The 17078-nt window shown below is 67.4% G+C and carries 16 protein-coding genes; 7 read left to right on the forward strand and 9 right to left on the reverse strand.

The features are described from left to right. Window positions 1-7 precede the first annotated feature (7 nt). A complete protein-coding gene (locus VARPA_RS06530; RefSeq protein ID WP_013539768.1) occupies window positions 8-1537 on the reverse strand; it encodes an FAD-binding protein in 1530 nt (509 codons plus the stop codon). Between the two features lie 237 nt (window positions 1538-1774). Between VARPA_RS06530 and VARPA_RS06535 the strand changes: the two genes are divergently transcribed. Next, entirely contained in the window at window positions 1775-2338 is a 564-nt protein-coding gene (locus VARPA_RS06535) for a shikimate kinase (RefSeq protein WP_013539769.1), read from the forward strand. Window positions 2339-2341: 3 nt separating this feature from the next. Here VARPA_RS06535 and VARPA_RS06540 read toward each other — a convergent pair whose 3' ends face one another. After that, a complete protein-coding gene (locus tag VARPA_RS06540; protein WP_013539770.1) occupies window positions 2342-3262 on the reverse strand; it encodes a LysR family transcriptional regulator in 921 nt (306 codons plus the stop codon). Window positions 3263-3407: 145 nt separating this feature from the next. Here VARPA_RS06540 and VARPA_RS06545 point away from each other — a divergent pair, with 145 nt between their 5' ends. From VARPA_RS06545 to VARPA_RS06565, 5 genes are all read left to right on the forward strand, one after another. Next, window positions 3408-4310, forward strand: coding sequence for an amino acid ABC transporter substrate-binding protein (locus tag VARPA_RS06545; protein ID WP_013539771.1), 903 nt, complete (start codon window positions 3408-3410; stop codon window positions 4308-4310). 8 nt (window positions 4311-4318) lie between these two features. Beyond that, entirely contained in the window at window positions 4319-5611 is a 1293-nt protein-coding gene (locus tag VARPA_RS06550) for an aminotransferase class V-fold PLP-dependent enzyme (protein WP_013539772.1), read from the forward strand. A gap of 115 nt (window positions 5612-5726) precedes the next feature. Continuing rightward, complete coding sequence (locus tag VARPA_RS06555) at window positions 5727-6023, forward strand: hypothetical protein (RefSeq protein WP_013539773.1); 297 nt, start codon at window positions 5727-5729, stop codon at window positions 6021-6023. A gap of 25 nt (window positions 6024-6048) precedes the next feature. Next, a complete protein-coding gene (locus tag VARPA_RS06560) occupies window positions 6049-7728 on the forward strand; it encodes a PepSY-associated TM helix domain-containing protein (RefSeq protein WP_013539774.1) in 1680 nt (559 codons plus the stop codon). A gap of 8 nt (window positions 7729-7736) precedes the next feature. Continuing rightward, entirely contained in the window at window positions 7737-8072 is a 336-nt protein-coding gene (locus VARPA_RS06565) for a DUF3325 domain-containing protein (protein ID WP_013539775.1), read from the forward strand. Window positions 8073-8139: 67 nt separating this feature from the next. On the opposite strand, the gene VARPA_RS06570 is transcribed toward VARPA_RS06565, so the two are convergent. Then, the gene (locus VARPA_RS06570; protein ID WP_013539776.1) at window positions 8140-9093 is read right to left on the reverse strand and encodes a class I SAM-dependent methyltransferase; all 954 of its coding nucleotides are present in this window, start codon (window positions 9091-9093) and stop codon (window positions 8140-8142) included. Window positions 9094-9190: 97 nt separating this feature from the next. Here VARPA_RS06570 and VARPA_RS06575 point away from each other — a divergent pair, with 97 nt between their 5' ends. After that, window positions 9191-9826 carry a flavin reductase family protein gene (locus tag VARPA_RS06575; RefSeq protein ID WP_013539777.1) on the forward strand — a complete coding sequence of 212 codons (636 nt, stop codon included), beginning with the start codon at window positions 9191-9193 and terminating at the stop codon, window positions 9824-9826. Here the strand turns inward: VARPA_RS06575 and VARPA_RS06580 are convergent. The 6 genes from VARPA_RS06580 to VARPA_RS06605 form a co-directional block, all read right to left on the reverse strand. Further along, window positions 9807-10367 (reverse strand): methyltransferase family protein, encoded by a 561-nt coding sequence (locus VARPA_RS06580; RefSeq protein WP_013539778.1) that lies wholly within the window; start codon window positions 10365-10367, stop codon window positions 9807-9809. The two genes, VARPA_RS06575 and VARPA_RS06580, sit on opposite strands and share 20 nt — an antisense overlap. A gap of 30 nt (window positions 10368-10397) precedes the next feature. After that, the gene (locus tag VARPA_RS06585; RefSeq protein ID WP_013539779.1) at window positions 10398-11156 is read right to left on the reverse strand and encodes an SDR family NAD(P)-dependent oxidoreductase; all 759 of its coding nucleotides are present in this window, start codon (window positions 11154-11156) and stop codon (window positions 10398-10400) included. Then, complete coding sequence (gene paaZ, locus VARPA_RS06590) at window positions 11156-13207, reverse strand: phenylacetic acid degradation bifunctional protein PaaZ (RefSeq protein WP_013539780.1); 2052 nt, start codon at window positions 13205-13207, stop codon at window positions 11156-11158. Before paaZ ends, VARPA_RS06585 begins: the two co-directional genes overlap by 1 nt. Window positions 13208-13372: 165 nt before the next feature. Further along, window positions 13373-14104, reverse strand: coding sequence for an ABC transporter ATP-binding protein (locus tag VARPA_RS06595; protein WP_013539781.1), 732 nt, complete (start codon window positions 14102-14104; stop codon window positions 13373-13375). Continuing rightward, complete coding sequence (locus VARPA_RS06600; protein WP_013539782.1) at window positions 14101-16002, reverse strand: ABC transporter permease subunit; 1902 nt, start codon at window positions 16000-16002, stop codon at window positions 14101-14103. The genes VARPA_RS06595 and VARPA_RS06600 overlap by 4 nt, the downstream gene beginning before the upstream one ends. Then, window positions 15999-17027 carry a branched-chain amino acid ABC transporter permease gene (locus VARPA_RS06605; RefSeq protein ID WP_013539783.1) on the reverse strand — a complete coding sequence of 343 codons (1029 nt, stop codon included), beginning with the start codon at window positions 17025-17027 and terminating at the stop codon, window positions 15999-16001. Before VARPA_RS06605 ends, VARPA_RS06600 begins: the two co-directional genes overlap by 4 nt. Between the last annotated feature and the right edge of the window lie 51 nt (window positions 17028-17078).

Below are 17078 nucleotides of genomic sequence, written 5' to 3' on the forward strand. Positions count from 1 at the left end.
CTCTCGTTCAGGGCCGCACCGACATGGCATGGTGAAAGACATTGTTCGGGTCGTAGCGCCGCTTCGCTTTTCGCAGGAAGTCGTAGAGCCCCTGGTCCCCGTAGTAAAGCTGCGACCAGAACGGATACGCCAGCATGTCGTTGTCGGGGTAGTTGATATAGCAGCCTTCGTAGCGCTCGCCGGGGTAGGGCGTGCCGGCATAGCGCTCGGGCACGTCGGGCGTGCCGTACACGTCGCGGTAGAAGTCGCTGATCCAGCGCAGGTGGCCCGCATCGTCCGCCGCGCTGCGCCAGTAGGTCTGGTACTGCAGCTTCATGATCGATGCGCGCTGCGGCACGGCGGTGTCGCCGATGCGCTCGGGCTTGTTGACCGCGCCGCCATAGGAGTCGACCTGCACCAGCGACTGGCTCAGATCGACGCCGGGCATCGTGCGCGTGAGGTGCGTGTAGATGCGCTGCGCCTCGCGGGCGCTGAAGTTCTGCTTCATGTAGGCCGACTTGTACTTGCCGCGCTGGTTCTCGCCCGAGCCGTTGAGGTACTGCGTGGCGGTGAGCCAGTCGTAGCGCGTCACGGTGTGCGGCTTGGAGCACAGCAACTGCCCGCTACCCCGCTGCGGCGCCGGACCCACGCCCGGTGGGCGGCCCTTCAGCGGCACGGGCGTGCAGGCGCGGAAGCGGTCGAGGAAATCGTTGAGCACCGTCAGGTCGTTGCAGGTGCCGTCGGGGTTGCAGAACTGCGTGAGCATCACGATCTGGCCCGACGAGCGGTGCGTGAGCTTGAGCAGCGAGAACATGCCCCAGGTGTCGGGCGCCTTGCCGCGCGTGGCCCAGTAGTCGCCGTAGATGGAGAGCAGTTCGGCAAAGCGCGCGGGCGTCATCGTGGCCCAGTCGAACGCGACCACCGCGATCGCCACTTCGCGCGGCGCCGTCGGCAGGGTGTCGAACACGTAATTGGTGATCGCGCCGAAGTTGCCGCCGCCCGCGCCGCGGCAGGCGCGGAACAGTTCGGGCTCGCGGGCCGCGTCCACGGTGCGCGGCACGACCTTGCCGCGCGCATCGACCGTGAGGATGTCCACCGCGGAGAGCCAGTCGACCGTGAGCCCCTGCAGGCGCGACAAGAGGCCGTAGCCGCCGCCGCAGATGTGTCCGCCCGCGCCCACCGAATAGCAGGAACCGCCGGGGAGCGTGACATTGCTCTGCTTGTACAGCTCCAGGTAGCCGTTCCAGTTCTGCGTGCCGGGGCCGATGCGATAGCGCCCGTCGGTCTTGCCGGTGCTCGCGCCGCTGAGCAGGCTCAGGTCGAGGATGGCGCCGTCGGGGTTGTTGGAGACGAAGTCTTCATAGCAATGACCACCGCTGCGCAACGTGGGCCGCAGGCCCGCATCGACGATGCGCTGCAACGCGGCCGCGGCATCGCCCGCGTTTTCCACCAGCTCGATGCGCGAAGCCGCGTCCGACTCCGTGGACGGCCATCGCAGGTTGAAGCCCTTTTTCAGGGTGTTGTAGCGCGCATCCTGGCGTGTCACGGTGATTGACATGGGCACTTTCTGGTGGAGGTGTTTGCGACGGTGGGAGCTGGGGAAGGAGAAGGTGTGCGTTGCTCTTGGTTGGCCTAGGAAATGAAAGGTTTTTTCTTAATTGCGTTGAAATTGCTTGAAATCTGCGATGAATCACCCTATTCACTCATATTTCCCTCCGTTTTGAAATAACTTTTCAATGACTTGTGGAGATTCGGGCGGTCGATAGGATGTGCGCCACTTCCCACGGCCCTATCCATGCACACAGCGGCACCTCATTTCGTCGTTCACCTCGTCGGCCCCGGCGGCGCCGGGAAGACCACGGCCGGCCCTTTGCTGGCAGGCCGGCTCGGCTGGCGCTTCGTGGATCTGGATCGGGAGTTCATCGCGCGGGAAGGCGATGTCGCCGCGTACATGGCAGTCCATGGGTATGCGGGCTATGCGCAGCGAAACGTAGCTGTCTATCGCGAGGCGATGAACGCACGCTCGGCACCCACCGTCTTCGCGCTCTCGTCCGGTTTCATGACCTACGGTGCAACGACGGAGGCGCAATACGCGGTGCTTCGACAGGCCATCGAGCACGGCGCGCTGACCGCGTTACTGCTGCCGTCTTTCGATCTGGAAACATGCGTTGAGGCCATCGTGCAAAGACAACTGGCGCGGCCGTACCTGTCGGGCAACCGGGCGAACGAAGAAGCGCGCATACGCGAGCGGTTTCCCGCGTTCATGGCGCTGCAGTGCGCGCGGTTCGACAGCAGCGAAGCACCGCGGGAGCTTGCGATGCGGATCGAGCAATTCGTGCGTGCGCGGTGCGCCGCATGAGTCCTAGGAAGCTTCTTCGTCTTCCGCCTGCGCCTGGAACATCCGCGTGAAATCGCAGCACTCCTGCGCCAGCATCACGATCGACGAGGTGAGCGCGCTGCGGTGCTCGCCCTTGTGCATCGCGACGTAGCGCACCACCGGTAGGGGCGGCGTGACCTCGATCACCGACAGCATGCCGGCCGCGACCAGCGGGGCGAGGCATTCGCGCGGCAGGTAGCTCACGCCCAGCCCGGACACGGTGAGCCCGGTGAGCGCGACGAGGTTGCTCACCACGATCACGTTGGACGGCTGCACGCCCTGGTCTTTCATCCACGCGTCGTAGGCGCGCCCCGTGCCCGAGTTGTTGCCCTGCACCAGCATGCGGTGCCGCGCGAGGTCGTGCAGGCGCACGGTGCCCGTCGTCTGCACCACGCCGGGCTTGCACATCCACGCGCTCTTCACCTTGCCGATGACCTTGCTCTGCATGCGCGAGTCGGTGAAGGTGTCGGGCACGATGACCACGTCGAGCGCATCGACCAGGAGCTTGTCGCGCAACTGCAGGCTGTCGTCCACGTCGGGTTCGAGGATCACCTTGGGGTAGTGCTGCTGGATGAGGCCGACGAGGCGCGGCAGCCACGTCATCGCGGTGAGTTCGGTCACGCCGATGCGGATGCGGCGCTCCACCACGCCGGGCTTGCCGAACTGCTCGACCGCGGCATCGCGCTGCTCCAGCAGCTTCTTGGCGAGCACGAACATCTCCTCGCCCTTTTCGGTGAGGCGCGCGGTGCGCTGGCTGCGGTCGAAGAGTTCGGTGTCGAACAGCAGCTCCAGTTCATGCACCCGTTTGGATACGGCCGATTGGGATGTGTGCAACTGGTTCGCGGCCTGGGCGAAGCCGCCGAGCTGGCCGATCCAGTAGAGGGCTTCGAGTTGCTTGAAGGTCATCACGGTGCGTGTCTCCTCTGCAGGCGGTCCGAAAGAACGCTTTTGTTCATGCGATTCGATCACAAAAAATCGCTTTTAGAAATTCATCGAGGCGCAGAAGATTCGCCCAGCTCACCCCCTCACTGCAAACCAAGGAATACACGCCATGGACTTCTTCAAGCTGCCTTCTGCCCTTGCCCTGGGACTCACCCTCGCCTTCACCTGCGGCGCCGCCAGCGCCCAGGACGGCGGCACGCTGCAGAAGATCAAGGAGAGCGGCACGATCCAGATCGGCGCGCGCGACAGCCAGATTCCGTTCTCCTACAAGCTCAGCGCCGACAGCGCGCCCATTGGCTACACCAACGACATCTGCCTGAAGATCGTCGATGCGGTGAAGGCCAAGCTTGGTCTCTCGAAGATCGAGGTGCGCTACACGATGCTGAACTCGACCAACCGCATTCCGCTCCTGCAGAACGGCACGGTCGACCTCGACTGCGCGACCACCACCAACACCACGCAGCGCCAGGCGCAGGTCGATTTCGCGCCGAGCCATTTCGTGACCAACATCACCGCCGCGGTGCGCAAGAACTCGGGCATCAATGCACTGTCCGACCTCAACGGCAAGAACGTGGCCACGGTCTCGGGCAGCACCTCGATCCAGCTGCTGCGCGGCGCGCGCAAGAGCGGCACGATCGAAGTGAACGAGATCGCGGGCAAGGACACCTCCGACGGCTTTTTGCTGCTCTCGACCGGCCGCGCCGATGCCTACGTGCTCGACGACGTGCAGCTCGCCGGCATGATCGCCAGCGCCACCAACCCGGGCGAATACAAGCTCCTGAAGGAGTCGCTGCGCCAGGAGCCCTACGGAATCATGCTGCGCAAGGACGATCCGCAGTTCAAGGCGCTGGTCGATGAAACGGTCACCGGGCTCATGAAGTCGGGCGCCATCGAGCAGCTCTATGCCAAGTGGTTCATGTCGCCGGTTCCGCCGAAGAACGCGAACCTGAATTTCCCGATGTCCGACGCGGTGCGCGACATCTACAAGAACCCGAACAACAAGGGCGTCTGAGCACACACATGACGACCACCCTCGAAAACCACCCCCGCGGTCTCGCGTTCTCCGAGGCGCTGATGCGCGAGGTGAAGTCGCGCTTCCTCCTCGTGGACCGCGACCACCACGGCCACGAACGCCTGTACTTCGACAACGCCGGCGGCTCGTTTCGCCTGAAGGCCGCGGCCGAGCGCTTCGCACAGGTCGATGCGGTTCCCGACAACGCCGAGCGCATCCACGCGACCGCCGTCGAGCTGCAGCAGATCCAGGCGAAGGCCGGCGACGATCTGCGCACCATCCTCAATGCGCGCGGCGGCAGCGTCTACGCCTCGCTCACCGCTTCGGGCGCCATGTTCGACATGGTGCGCGCGGTGGCCGAGAACGTGCCGGGCACGAACATGGTCACGACGGTGCTCGAACATCCGTCGGCGTTCGATGCGATGAGTCTCTACGCCGACCGGCTCGGCCGCGAGCTGCGCGTGGCGAAGAGCAACCCGGTGACGGGCGGCGTCGATGTGGAAGAGATCGTTCGCCTCGTCGACAAAAACACGTGCCTCCTCAACGTGATCTACGCCTCGAACATCTCGGGCGCGAAGCTCGACATGGCCGAGATCGTGCGCCGCGCGCGCGCCGTCAAGCCCGACCTCTACATCCTCGTGGACGCGGTGCAGCATGCGCCGCACGGCCCCATCGACCTCGAGAAGACGCCGGTGGACGGCATCAACCTCGCGCCCTACAAGTTCTTCGGTTGCCGCGGCTCGGGGCTCTCGTGGATGTCCGACCGCGCGGCCGTGCTGCCGCACCACAAGCTCGCGGGCAAGAAGCCGGACTACTGGGACCTGGGCAGTTCCGCGCCGTGGCAGTTCGCGGCGCTCACGGAGATCGTCGATTACGTGTGCTGGATCGGCAAGCAGTTCACCGACGCCACCGAGCGCCGCGCGCTGTTCGTCGAAGGCATCGGGCGCATCGAATTGCACGAGCGCGCGCTGCTCGCCGCGCTGCTCGATGGCACCGGCAATGCGACCGGGCTGCGCGAGATGCGGGGCGTCGAGGTGTTCCTCGACCACGAAGACCTGACCAAGCGCGACCTGATCCTGGGCATCGGCTTCGACCGCATCGACTGCACGCAGGCGGTGGTCGAGTACGGCAAGCGCGGCGTCACGGTGTACGAGCGCGTGGCGACGAGCATCTATTCGAAGCGGATGCTCGAATCCTTCGGGCTCGAAGGCACGGTGCGCGTCTCGCCGCTGCACTGCCATTCGATGGCCGATGTGGAGCGGTTTCTCCAGGCCACGCAGGAGATCGCGGCGGCCGTCTGACCTGGCCGGGGGTATCCAAGTCCGCGCCGTAGGGTTGATCGATCGGATCGCCGCTCGCATCGAGGATAATGCGAGCCATTCTCATTTGGTCCGTTCTTTCGATCCCGTCCAAGCCATGGCCCGTAGCGCTGCCTCCGCCGTCCACGTCGTCTCCCGCATCGCGGCCGGGGTGCTGGGCAGCTACGTTTTCTGCTGGGGTTTCATCGCGCTGGGCGTCGGCCTGCTGTACAGCGCAGGCATGCCGTTCCACGATGCCGAGTCGCTCAGCAGCATGCTGGCCTTTCTCGTGTTCCTGGTTGCGTTCCTCTGGGCCTTTGCGGCCGGCAGCCTTGCGCGCGTGTGGTTCGTGCTGCTGGGAGGAGGGCTCGCGATGACGGGGGCCGCCTCCCTGGTGCAGTGGGCGCTGCTCTGACTCTTTTCTTTCCAGGAATCTTCCCGTGAATCAGAACTTCCGGCTGTCCATGGCCTGGCTGCACACCTGGTTCGGCCTGACGCTCGGTTTCGTTCTGATGGTCGTCTTCTTCTTCGGCTCGCTATCGGTGTTCGACCGCGAGATCGACCGCTGGGCGATTCCCGAGACCCGTTTTGAGCCGCAACCGATGCCGTCGTTCGACCGCATGCTGCTGCCCATCTTCCAGGACATCAAGCCCACCGCCGAGAGCATCGATCAGGCGCGCAGCCGAGTGAACGGGCCGATGGCCGAGAGCTTCAGCCCCAAGCAATGGACCGCCTACACCACCCATCGCGATCCGGTGCTGAGCCTGTTCACGAGCTACACGCTGCCCAATGCCAAGGACCCGGAAGACGCCGTATTCGGCAACCGGACCATCGACCCGCGCGTGGGCAAGGCGCTGCCGGACGACCGGCTCAAGCTCGGCAGCGAGTTCTTCTATCCGCTGCACTACAGCCTGCACCTGGACTGGCTGAACCTGGGCACCTGGATCGTCGGCCTCGCGGCGCTCGTGATGCTGGCGGCGCTGGTGAGCGGCGTGGTGATGCACCGCAAGATCTTCCGCGAGCTCTTCACCTTCCGTCCGGCCAAGCACACGCAGCGCAGCGCGCTCGATCTTCACAACCTGACGGGCGTGGTGGCGCTGCCGTTTCACTTCATCTTCGCGCTGTCGGGGCTGGTGGTTTTCGCGGGCGTCTACTTTCCGGTCACGCACACGCAGCTGGAGCCGCTGCACGAACTGCACGAAAAGCTAGACGCGCAAAAGACCGGGCTGCCGCACGACCGCGCCGGCGTCCCCGGCACGCTGGCGTCGGTGGATGCGATGGTGGCCGAGGCCAAGCGGCGCTGGGCCGCACGTGACGCGGCGGGCGAGGTCGGCATGCTGGTGGTGCAGCACGTGAACGATGCCAATGCCTACGTGAGCGTCTATCGCGCGGGCAGCGACCGCGTCACCCTCACCGGCGAAGGCATCCATTTCAAGGGGTCCACGGGCGAGCTGATCCGCGAAGACCCGCCGCCGACGGTCGTGGCCGGCATCGTGGACTTCCTCACCGGCCTGCACCTGCAGCATTTCGAGCACTGGCTGCTGCGCTGGCTGTACGTGCTGGGTGGCCTCTCGGGCTGCGCGTGCATCGCCACCGGCTTCATCTTCTTCGTGGAAAAGCGCAAGCGCCAGCACGCCAAGCAGGGTGTGAGCGGCGCGCGCTGGGTCGATGCCTGCGCGGTCGCGACGGTGACCGGCCTCCTGGTCGCGACCTTCGCCATGCTCATCGGCAACCGCCTGCTGCCCGACAGCCTGCCGCTGCGTGGCAGCTGGGAGAAGGGCATCTTCCTGGGCGCGTGGCTGCTGGCCTTCGCGCACGGCATCTGGCGCACCGCGCCCACCGCCGAAGGCCGCCTGTCGCCCGCCTGGGCGGAGCAGTGCTGGGCCGTGGCCGTGATGGCGGTGGCCGCGGTGCTGCTCAACTGGGTCACCACGGGCGACCACCTGCTGCGCACCATCGGCAGCGGCTACTGGCCGGTGGCGGGCGTCGATTTGTCCCTCATCGCGAGTGCCGCGCTGGCCGTGGTGGCCGCGCGCATGCTCAAGCGCCGTGCCGATGCGGCGATGGTCGCCTCCGCCCGATTCGCGCCCGACGCCAACACCTCGGCCGCCCGTGCCTGACTGACGCCATGCTCCTTTTCGCCGCCATGGTCACCAGCATTGCCGCCGCGGGCTTTCTCGCGCTGTCCATGGATGTGCACTGGGAGCAGGTGCGCGCCGATCCGCAGTGCTCCCCGCGCATGGTCCGGCTGCTGCGGGTTTTGGGGGCGGCTTGCGTGCTCGCATCGCTCGCGCTGTGCCTCGGTGCGGACCATGTCTCGATGGCCTCGCTGGTCTGGTTCATGACGCTCGCCGGTGCGGCGCTGGTCGTGACCTTCACGCTGAGCTGGCGCCCGCGCTGGCTCCGTCCGCTGGTGATGTGGATTCCCGCGACCACCGCGCGGGAAGAAGCCGGCCGGTCGTAATCCGAGGCGGGGTCTCCGAGCGAACAGTGCCTGTTTCGCGACCACACGGGCGGAAGCCCGAGCGAGTTCAGGCGGCAGGCGGCGCAGCGCTGACCGCACGAGGCTGCACGCGGTCATTCACACGTGCATGGGCGATGTGCCCCGCGCCCGCCCGCTGCAGGCCGTTGACGCCCTCCGCGTCGTAGCGGACCACGGTCTGTTCGCCGTCCAGGTCCTCCGTGAGCACAAGACCGGTCTCCAGCAGCAGCGCAGCGAGCGCCGCTGGATCGAAGCCCGAGAGAAAGGCCTCGCCGACGCCCGACACATCGCTGCGCAGCTTGCGGAACCCCTCGGTGCCCACATGGCCGGGTTGCAGCGCCGCTTCGTCGATGTAGGTGAAGACCAGCTCGCTCCCCGCGGGTGCGATGGAGGCGATGGCGCGCAGCGTTGCGAGGTTCGCTTCGCGCGTGAGATACACGGTGACGCCGAGCCACGAGAAGAAGCTCGGTTGCGTCGGATCGAAGGACGAGCGTGCGAGCGCCGACTGCAGCGTCTCTTCGGACAGGTCCGCCGCCACGAAATGCACCGCATCCGATTCGGCGATGCCGCAGTGCCGCGGGCGCTCGCGCTTCAGTTGCTGCGTCGCGGGGTGGTCCACTTCAAAGATCTGCAGGCCTTCGGCCCAGGCCGGGCGGCGGCAGAGAAAACTGTCGAAGCCCGCGCCGATGAGCACGTACTGCGTGATGCCGCGCGCGACCGCGGCTTCCAGCATGTCTTCGGTGTAGCGGCTGCGCAGGATGACGCCGGGATAGGCCGCGTTTGCGCGCATCGCGGCATCCAGCACCCTGGCGGGCGCGGCTTCGGCGCGCAGTGCGGGGTCCAGCCGTGCCATCGCCCGCTCGCGCAGGCCTGCCTGCACCGACTCGGGCACGAGGCGGTCGCCCCACGGGTCGTCCAGTAGCGGTGCGGGATCGCTGCGCGTGTGAACCGCGCGCATCAGCGAGGTGACGAGGGCGGTGTAGCTGGCTTTCGAGGGTTCCATGAAGGGGCGCTCCGGGCAGAAGATGACGAAGGGCGGGCTTTGTGCGACGCTTGCCGCCGCTTCGGCCTCAGTTCCTGCTTCATTTTCCGACGACTTCATGAACGCCTCCTCGTCTTCGCATCGCCGCCCCGTCCCGCTCGCCAAGGCCTATCGCCTGCTCAACCACGGCCCCACGGTCCTCGTGAGTGCCGCGCACGGCGGCCAGCGCAACATCATGGCGGCCGCGTGGGCGATGCCGCTGGATTTCGATCCGCCCAAGGTGGCGGTGGTGCTCGACAAGAGCACCTGGACGCGCGTACTGCTGGAAGGCGCGGGCACCTTTGCGCTGCAGGTGCCGGTGCGCGCGCAACTCGACCTGACCGAAGCGCTGGGCAACAGCTCGGGCCGCAAGATCGTCGAGACCTCGGGGCATGACAAGTTCGCGGCCTATGGCCTTCAGACCTTCGCAGGCACCGCGACCGATGCGCCATTGCTCGAAGGCTGCGCCGCATGGCTCGAATGCCGCCTCTTGCCCGAGCCGCCGATCCAGGAGCGCTACGACCTCTTTCTCGGCGAGGTGATCGCCGCACAGGCCGATGCGCGCGTGTTCTCCGACGGGCGCTGGAACTTCACCGGCCACGACGAGCTGCGCACGCTGCATCACGTGGCGGGCGGGCACTTCATCGTCGATGGCGAGGCGGTGGATGCGCGGCCATTGGGACCGCTGGCCTCGGCTACACCAAGAACGGAATGAAGCGCCGCGTGCCGCGCATGTAGTCGCGGTAGGTATCGCCGAAATGCGCGATGCATTCCTTCTCGTCGCGCAGCGCCGTCAGCACCAGCAGCAGCGTGGCCGCCAGCACCAGCGCCAGCGTGAGCCAGGTGAACTGCTTGAGGAAGGCGCCCCAGGCCAGCAGCATGAGCGCGGTGTACATCGGGTGGCGGATGTAGCGGAAGGCGCCCGAGGTCACGAGCGAGGAGGTCTTCTCGAAACCGTAGAGGGCCGGATCGTCGTTGCGCGCATCGCTGGGCTTGCCCTGTGCCTTGAGCAGCCGCACCGCGTGGATCGGCAGCCAGATCGAGAGCGCGAGAAATACGCACGAGACGATCTGCGTTGCCGAGAACGGATCGACGTGCCACACCGGCAGGTTCAGCACGATCAGCACCAGCATGCATTCCCACGCGAAGAAGCGATAGAAGCCATGCGAGCCGGGCTGCTGCAGCGGCCCGCGCGAGACATAGAGCAGCGCGGCAGTGCCGGCGACGAAAAGAAAGATCTGGAACCAGAAGAGCATGGCGGCCGAATCTACACGGGCCGCCCGTCTTCAGCCAGAGATAGAAAACCCGCCGTCGACCGGAATGGCCGTGCCCGTCACGTAGTCCGAAGCGGGGCTCGCGAGGAACACCGCGGTGCCGGCGATATCGGCCGGCTGGCCCCATCGGCCGGCGGCGGCGCGGGCCACCACGCGGTCGTACAGGCCCGGAATCTGGCTGCGCGCGCCGTCCGTGAGTTCGGTCTCGAACCAGCCGGGCAGGATTGCGTTGACCTGGATGTTGTCGGCCGCCCACGAGAGCGCGGTCGACTTGGTGAGCTGCACGATGCCCGCCTTGCTCGCGGCGTAGGCCGGCGCATAGGGCGCGCCGAAGATGGACATCATCGAGCCGATGTTGATGATCTTGCCGCCGCCCGCGCGCTGAAGATGCGGATGCGCGGCGCGGCTGCAGAGGAAGGCGCTCGTGAGGTTGGTGTCCATCACCTGGTGCCATTCGGCGAGCGCGAGCTGGTCGACCGGCTTGCGCACCGTGGTGCCGGCGTTGTTGACGAGGATGTCGAGCCGGCCGCAGCGCGCGACGGCTTCGTCGAACGCCTTCTGCACCGACGCTTCGCTGGTCACGTCGAGTTCGAGCGCGAAGCTGTCGCTGCCCAGCGCCTTGAGCGCCTCGACCGCGGCAGAGGACTTCTGTGCATTGCGCGCCGCGACGATGACACGCGCGCCTGCCTTCGCGAGGCCTTGTGCCATGCCGAGGCCGATGCCGCCGTTGCCGCCGGTGACGAGCGCGACTTTTCCTGTGAGATCGAACATCAGGTTCCTTCCGGTTTCTTGGAGACGAGAGTCAGGATGTCGTAGCTTGCCACCACATCGCCGTCCTGGTTCGTCACCTCGACATCCCATGCCACCACGCCCTGGCCCTGGCCGCTCGCGTCCTTCTTGTTGCGGTCGATCTTGCGCTTGCAGGTCAGGCGCGCGCGGATGGTGTCGCCGATGCCCACGGGCTTGACGAAGCGCAGCGTGTCCAGGCCGTAGTTGGCGAGCACCGGGCCCGGCGCGGGCGAGACGAACAGGCCCGCCGCCGCCGACAGCACGAAGTAGCCGTGCGCGATGCGCTTGCCGAACGGCGATTCCTTCGCCGCGACTTCGTCGAAGTGCATGTAGAAATAGTCGCCCGAGATGCCGCCGAAGGCCACGATATCGGCCTCGCCGACGGTGCGGCGATGGGTGAGCAGCGAGTCGCCGATGCGCAGGTCCTCGAAGTAGCTGCGGAACGGATGCACCTCGCTCTCGCGCACGGCCGCGCCGCGCACGTGCTCGCCGGTGATCGCGGCCAGCATGGTGGGCGAGCCCTGCACCGCGGCGCGCTGCAGGTAGTGCTTGACGGCGCGCAGGCCGCCCAGCTCTTCGCCGCCGCCCGCGCGGCCGGGGCCGCCGTGCTTGAGTTGCGGCAGCGGCGAGCCGTGGCCGGTCGATTCGGTGGCGGCTTCGCGGTCGAGCACCAGCAGGCGGCCATGCCATGCGGCAGCGACCGGAATGGCCTTGGCCGCGATGGCCGGATCGCGCGTGACCAGCGTGCCGACGAGGCTGCCGCGGCCGCGTGCGGCGAGTGCGAGGGCTTCGTCGATGCCGTCATACGGCATCAGCGTGCTGACGGGGCCGAAGGCCTCGACGTCGTGCGCCGCATCGTGTTCGAGGGGCTTGCGGCTCAGCAGCAGCGTGGGCGCGAAGAAGGCGCCTTCGCTCACGCCGTCGCCCACGGGCGAGAAGCCGTCGCGCCCGCCGTAGACCAGCTCCGCACCCTGCAACAGCGTGGCCACGCGCTCGGCCACGTCGGCCTGCTGCGCGTGCGAGGCGAGGGCGCCCATGCGCACTTCTTCGCGCGACGGATCGCCAATGACCGTTTTCGCGAGCCGTGCGCGCAGGCGCTCGGCCACCGCGTCGAGGTGCTGGCGCGGCACGATCGCGCGGCGGATCGCGGTGCACTTCTGGCCGGCCTTGGTCGTCATCTCGCGCGCCACTTCCTTTACGAAGAGATCGAACTCCTCGTCGTCGGGCGTCACGTCGGGCGCGAGGATCGCGCAGTTGAGCGAGTCGGCCTCGGCGTTGAACGGGATCGACTGGCGAACGATGTTCGGATGCACACGCAGCTTGGCAGCGGTGTCGGCCGAGCCGGTGAAGGTGACCACGTCCGGCCCTTCGAGGCGATCGAGCAGGTCGCCCGTGCCGCCGATCACCAGCTGCAGGCTGCCCTCGGGCAGGATGCCCGACTGCACGATGAGCCGAACCGCGGCCTCGGTGAGATAGCTCGTGGCCGAGGCCGGCTTGCCGATGCACGGCATGCCCGCGAGGAAGCTGGGCGCGAATTTCTCGAGCAGGCCCCACACCGGAAAGTTGAAGGCGTTGATGTGCACCGCCACGCCGCCGCGCGGCACCAGGATGTGCGTGCCCGCGAAGCCGCCCTTCTTGCCGAGCGGGAAGGCCGGGCCTTCGTGCACCAGGTTGCCCGAGGGCAGCTCGTTGGAGCCGATGCCGGCGTAGGCGCTCAGCGTGCCGGCGCCGCCTTCGATGTCGATCCAGCTGTCGGCGCGCGTGGCACCGGTGTGGGCCGAAATTGCATAGAGCGTTTCCTTGTTCGCGGCGAGGTACTTGGCCAGCGCCTTCAGGCGCTCGGCGCGCTGCTGGAAGTCGAGCTTCATGAGCGCGGGGATGCCGGTGCGGCGTGCGTACTGCAGCGCTTCGGCGAAGTCGATGGCCTCGGCATGCGTGCTCGCGACGGGCTTGCCGTTGATGGCGCTGCGCAGTTGCTGCGCGCTTTCCTTGCCGATCCAGCGGCCGGCGATGTAGCTTTGAAGGGTGGTCATGAAGGTGTCCTTTGGCTTCGTATTGGCTCCTTCCCCTTCCGGGGGAAGGCTGGGATGGGGGCAAGCGGCGTTCGTTCGGCGCAGTGCTTCATCAAATGCCGTCGTGCCCCCACCCCAGCCCTCCCCCGGAAGGGGAGGGAGAAAGACAGGGAGAGCAAGGCGGGTTCAGTGTTTGTTGCCGATGCCCAGGTAGGTGTCGATGATTCTTTGGTCGTGCAGCAGGTCGCGTGCATTGCCTTCCAGCGCCACGTCGCCCATCTCCAGCACATACGCCCGGTCGGCCACCTGCAGCGCGGCGCGCGCGTTCTGTTCCACGAGCAGCACCGAGACGCCATGGCTTCGCAGTTGCGAGACCACGCGCAGCACTTCGCGCACCACCAGCGGCGCGAGGCCGAGCGAGGGTTCGTCGAGCATCAGGAGGCGCGGCCGCGCCATCAGCGCACGGCCGATGGCCAGCATCTGGCGTTCGCCGCCCGAGAGCGTGGAGGCCATCTGCGGCTTGCGCTCGCGCAGGCGCGGGAAGATCTCGAACACTTCTTCCATGCGCGCGCGCTGGTCGCGCTTGCCCTTGCGCCACTGGTAGAAGCCGCCGAGCAGCAGGTTGTCTTCGACCGACATCTCGCCGAACAGCTCGCGCCGCTCGGGCACCAGCGCCACGCCGCGCGCGACCATGGTCTCGACGCCGGGGCGTGCGATGCGCTCGCCCGAAAGCGTGAGCGCGCCGGTGGAAGGCAGGAGGCCCATCGTCGCGCACAAGAGCGTGGTCTTGCCCGCGCCGTTGGGGCCGATGACGGTGACGATCTCGCCTTCGTTCACATGCAGGCGCACGCTGTGCACCGCCTCGACGGTGCGGTAGGCGACGCAGAAGTCGTCCAGTTGAAGCAGGGGATGGCTCATCGTGCGTCTTCCAGCAGTTCGTCGTCGGCGCCGCCGAGGTAGGCCTCGAGCACGCGCGGATTGGCCTGCACTTCGGCCGGCGTTCCCGTGGCGATGACGGTGCCGAACTCCAGCACCGTGATGCGGTCGGCCAGGTTCATCACGAACTCCATGTCGTGCTCCACCACGAGGATGCCCAGGCCCTCGGCGCGCAGCTGGCTCAGCAGCACGGAGAGCGCGCGCTTTTCCAGGTGGCGCAGGCCCGCGGCGGGCTCGTCGAGCAGCAGCACCGAAGGCTGACCGGCGAGGGCGCGCGCGATTTCGACCACGCGCTGCTGGCCGAGCGAGAGCGATGCGGCCGGCGTGTCGGCATGCGCGCCGAGGCCGCAGCGTTCGATCTGGCGGCGGGCTTCGGCCATCAGCGCCGCTTCTTCGGCACGGTCCAGCCGCAGCATCGCGGCGAGCCAGCCGCGCTTGGCGCGCAGGTGGGCGCCGAGCGCGACGTTCTCGACCACGCTGCGCTGGCCGAGCAGGCGCACATGCTGGAAGGTGCGGCCGAGGCCGAGTGCGGCGAAGGCGCGCGAGGGCTTCGTCGCCATCGACTGGCCGGAGAGCCGCACCACGCCCGAGGTCGGATCGTCCACGCCCGAGATCATGTTGAAGAAGGTGCTCTTGCCCGCGCCGTTCGGGCCGATCAGCGCATGGATCTCGCCGGCCTTCAGGGTCATCGAGATCGCGTTGTTGGCGACGAGGCCGCCGAAACGCTTGCTCACGTCGCTGGCTTCGAGCAGCAGCTCGCCCGATGCGGGCAGGGTGCGCTGCGCCAGTTGAGCGGGCGCGGCCTTCGATGCCGCGGGCGCTGCCTTCGGCGCCTCGTTGCGCACCCAGCGGCTCGCGAGCCGCGAGAGCGTGGGCCAGAGCCCGTCCGCAAAGCGCTGCAGCACGAAGAGCATCAGGAGGCCGAACACGATCACCTCGAAGTTGCCGCTCGTGCCCAGCAGCGCGGGCAGCACGTCCTGCAGCTTTTCCTTCAGCAGCGTGATGAGCGCCGCGCCGAGCACCGCGCCCCACAGGTGTCCCGCGCCGCCGACCACCGCCATGAACAGCAACTCGATGCCGATGTTCAGGTTGAAGGGCGTGGGGTTCACGAAGCGTTGCAGGTGCGCATAGAGCCAGCCCGACAGCGCCGCGAGCAGCGCGGCCAAGACGAAGAGCTTGATGCGGTGTCGCGCGGTATCGACGCCCATCGACTCGGCCATCAGCCGCCCGCCCTTGAGCGCGCGGATGGCGCGGCCTTCGCGCGAATCGAGCAGGTTGTGCATCGCCCACAGCGCGAGCAGCAGCACGCCCCAGATCACCACGCCGAGCGCACGCGGCGTGGCGAGCGACACGCCGGCAACCACCAGCGGCGGCACGCCGGTGATGCCGGTCTGCCCGCCCAGGAACTCCATGTTGCCGAACAGGTAGTAAAGGCTCAGGCCCCAGGCGATGGTGCACAGCGGCAGGTAGTGGCCCTGCAGCTTGAGCGTGACCGCGCCCAGCGCCCAGGCGAGCGCGAAGGTGAAGACCAGGCCCAATGCGAGGCCGGCCCACGGCAGCAGCGCGGGGCTCACCGCGCCGCCCAGCCATGCGGCGGCGGTGGGCGAGGTGCAGATCCACGCGGTGGCATACGCACCCATGCCGACGAACGCGGCCTGGCCGAACGAGGTCATGCCGCCCACGCCGGTGAGCATCACCAGCCCCGCGGCGACCAGCGCATAGAGCCCGATGTTGCTCAGCACGGACACGGTGAACTCGGGCAGGAAGCCCCAGGCCAGCGCGAGCGCAACGACGAAGACCAGCGTGAGCTGGCGCGGCGTGACCAGCGGCTTGCCGGCGGGCGGCGCGTTCACGGCGATATTGTTGGATGGCGAGCTCATTCCTCGTCCTCCACATGATGGCTGCGCAGCGAACGCCACCACAGCACGGGAATGATCAAAGTGAAGACCAGCACTTCCTTGAACGGGCTGGCCCAGAAAGAGGCGAAGGCTTCGAGCTGCCCGACCAGCAGCGCGCCGACCAGCGCCAGCGGATAGCTCGCGAGCCCGCCGACGATGGCCGCGACGAAGCCCTTGAGGCCGATCAGGAAGCCGGTGTCGTAGTACACGGTGGTGAGCGGTGCGATGAGCAGGCCCGACACCGCGCCGATGAGCGCCGCGAGCGCGAAGCTCAGGTCGCCCGAGAGTTCGGTCGGAATGCCCGAGAGCCGTGCGCCGACGCGGTTGATGGCGGTCGCGCGCAATGCCTTGCCGACCATCGAGCGCCCGAAGAACAGGAACATCGCGATCACCAGCAGCAGCGTGACCCCGACCACCACCAGCGATTGCCCGCTGACCGGGATGCCGCCGATGTCGAAGCGTGCGTCCGAGAAGGCCGTGGTGCGCGAGCCTTCGGCGCCGAAGAAGAGCAGGCCCAGGCCCACGAGCACGCCGTGCAGCGCGACCGAGACGATCAGCAGCATCAGCACGTTGGCATCCGCCAGCGGCCGATAGGCCAGGCGGTAGAGCAGCGGGCCGAGCGGCGTGATGAGGACGAGCGTGGTGAGCGTCTGTCCCGCCATCGACGTGGGCTTGAGCAGCAGCACCAGCGCGGCGGCGGCCAGCGGAAGCACCACGCACCAGGCGATCGCCGAGGCCCAGTCGACCACCGCCCCGCGCTTCCAGCGCCAGAACTCGACGATCAGCACCGTCACCGCGAGCGCAAGCAAGAGCCACAGCGTGGCCGGCACGCGGCCGGCCTGCAGCATCGCCATCGAGAGCGCCCCGAAGGCGACGAACTCGCCCTGGGGGATGAAGATGACGCGCGTGACCGAGAACACCAGCACGAGGGCGAGCGCCATCAATCCGTAGACGGCACCGTTGACGATGCCGTCCTGCCCCAACAACAGGGCGATCTGCAAATCCATAAGAGAACCTTCGGGCTTGGCCCGTTTATCGAATCAGTCGCTGCACCGTAT

Origin of the sequence: Variovorax paradoxus EPS, assembly GCF_000184745.1 — a bacterium.
Lineage (GTDB): Bacteria > Pseudomonadota > Gammaproteobacteria > Burkholderiales > Burkholderiaceae_C > Variovorax > Variovorax paradoxus_C.

Excerpts from the sequence above, each read along its gene's own strand:
- VARPA_RS06530 (WP_013539768.1), bottom strand. The coding sequence starts at position 1,537 with ATGTCAATCACCGTGACACGCCAGGATGCGCGCTACAACACCCTGAAA.
- VARPA_RS06535 (WP_013539769.1), top strand. The coding sequence starts at position 1,775 with ATGCACACAGCGGCACCTCATTTCGTCGTTCACCTCGTCGGCCCCGGC.
- VARPA_RS06540 (WP_013539770.1), bottom strand. The coding sequence starts at position 3,262 with ATGACCTTCAAGCAACTCGAAGCCCTCTACTGGATCGGCCAGCTCGGC.
- VARPA_RS06545 (WP_013539771.1), top strand. The coding sequence starts at position 3,408 with ATGGACTTCTTCAAGCTGCCTTCTGCCCTTGCCCTGGGACTCACCCTC.
- VARPA_RS06550 (WP_013539772.1), top strand. The coding sequence starts at position 4,319 with ATGACGACCACCCTCGAAAACCACCCCCGCGGTCTCGCGTTCTCCGAG.
- VARPA_RS06555 (WP_013539773.1), top strand. The coding sequence starts at position 5,727 with ATGGCCCGTAGCGCTGCCTCCGCCGTCCACGTCGTCTCCCGCATCGCG.
- VARPA_RS06565 (WP_013539775.1), top strand. The coding sequence starts at position 7,737 with ATGCTCCTTTTCGCCGCCATGGTCACCAGCATTGCCGCCGCGGGCTTT.
- VARPA_RS06570 (WP_013539776.1), bottom strand. The coding sequence starts at position 9,093 with ATGGAACCCTCGAAAGCCAGCTACACCGCCCTCGTCACCTCGCTGATG.
- VARPA_RS06575 (WP_013539777.1), top strand. The coding sequence starts at position 9,191 with ATGAACGCCTCCTCGTCTTCGCATCGCCGCCCCGTCCCGCTCGCCAAG.
- VARPA_RS06580 (WP_013539778.1), bottom strand. The coding sequence starts at position 10,367 with ATGCTCTTCTGGTTCCAGATCTTTCTTTTCGTCGCCGGCACTGCCGCG.
- VARPA_RS06585 (WP_013539779.1), bottom strand. The coding sequence starts at position 11,156 with ATGTTCGATCTCACAGGAAAAGTCGCGCTCGTCACCGGCGGCAACGGC.
- paaZ (WP_013539780.1), bottom strand. The coding sequence starts at position 13,207 with ATGACCACCCTTCAAAGCTACATCGCCGGCCGCTGGATCGGCAAGGAA.
- VARPA_RS06595 (WP_013539781.1), bottom strand. The coding sequence starts at position 14,104 with ATGAGCCATCCCCTGCTTCAACTGGACGACTTCTGCGTCGCCTACCGC.
- VARPA_RS06600 (WP_013539782.1), bottom strand. The coding sequence starts at position 16,002 with ATGAGCTCGCCATCCAACAATATCGCCGTGAACGCGCCGCCCGCCGGC.
- VARPA_RS06605 (WP_013539783.1), bottom strand. The coding sequence starts at position 17,027 with ATGGATTTGCAGATCGCCCTGTTGTTGGGGCAGGACGGCATCGTCAAC.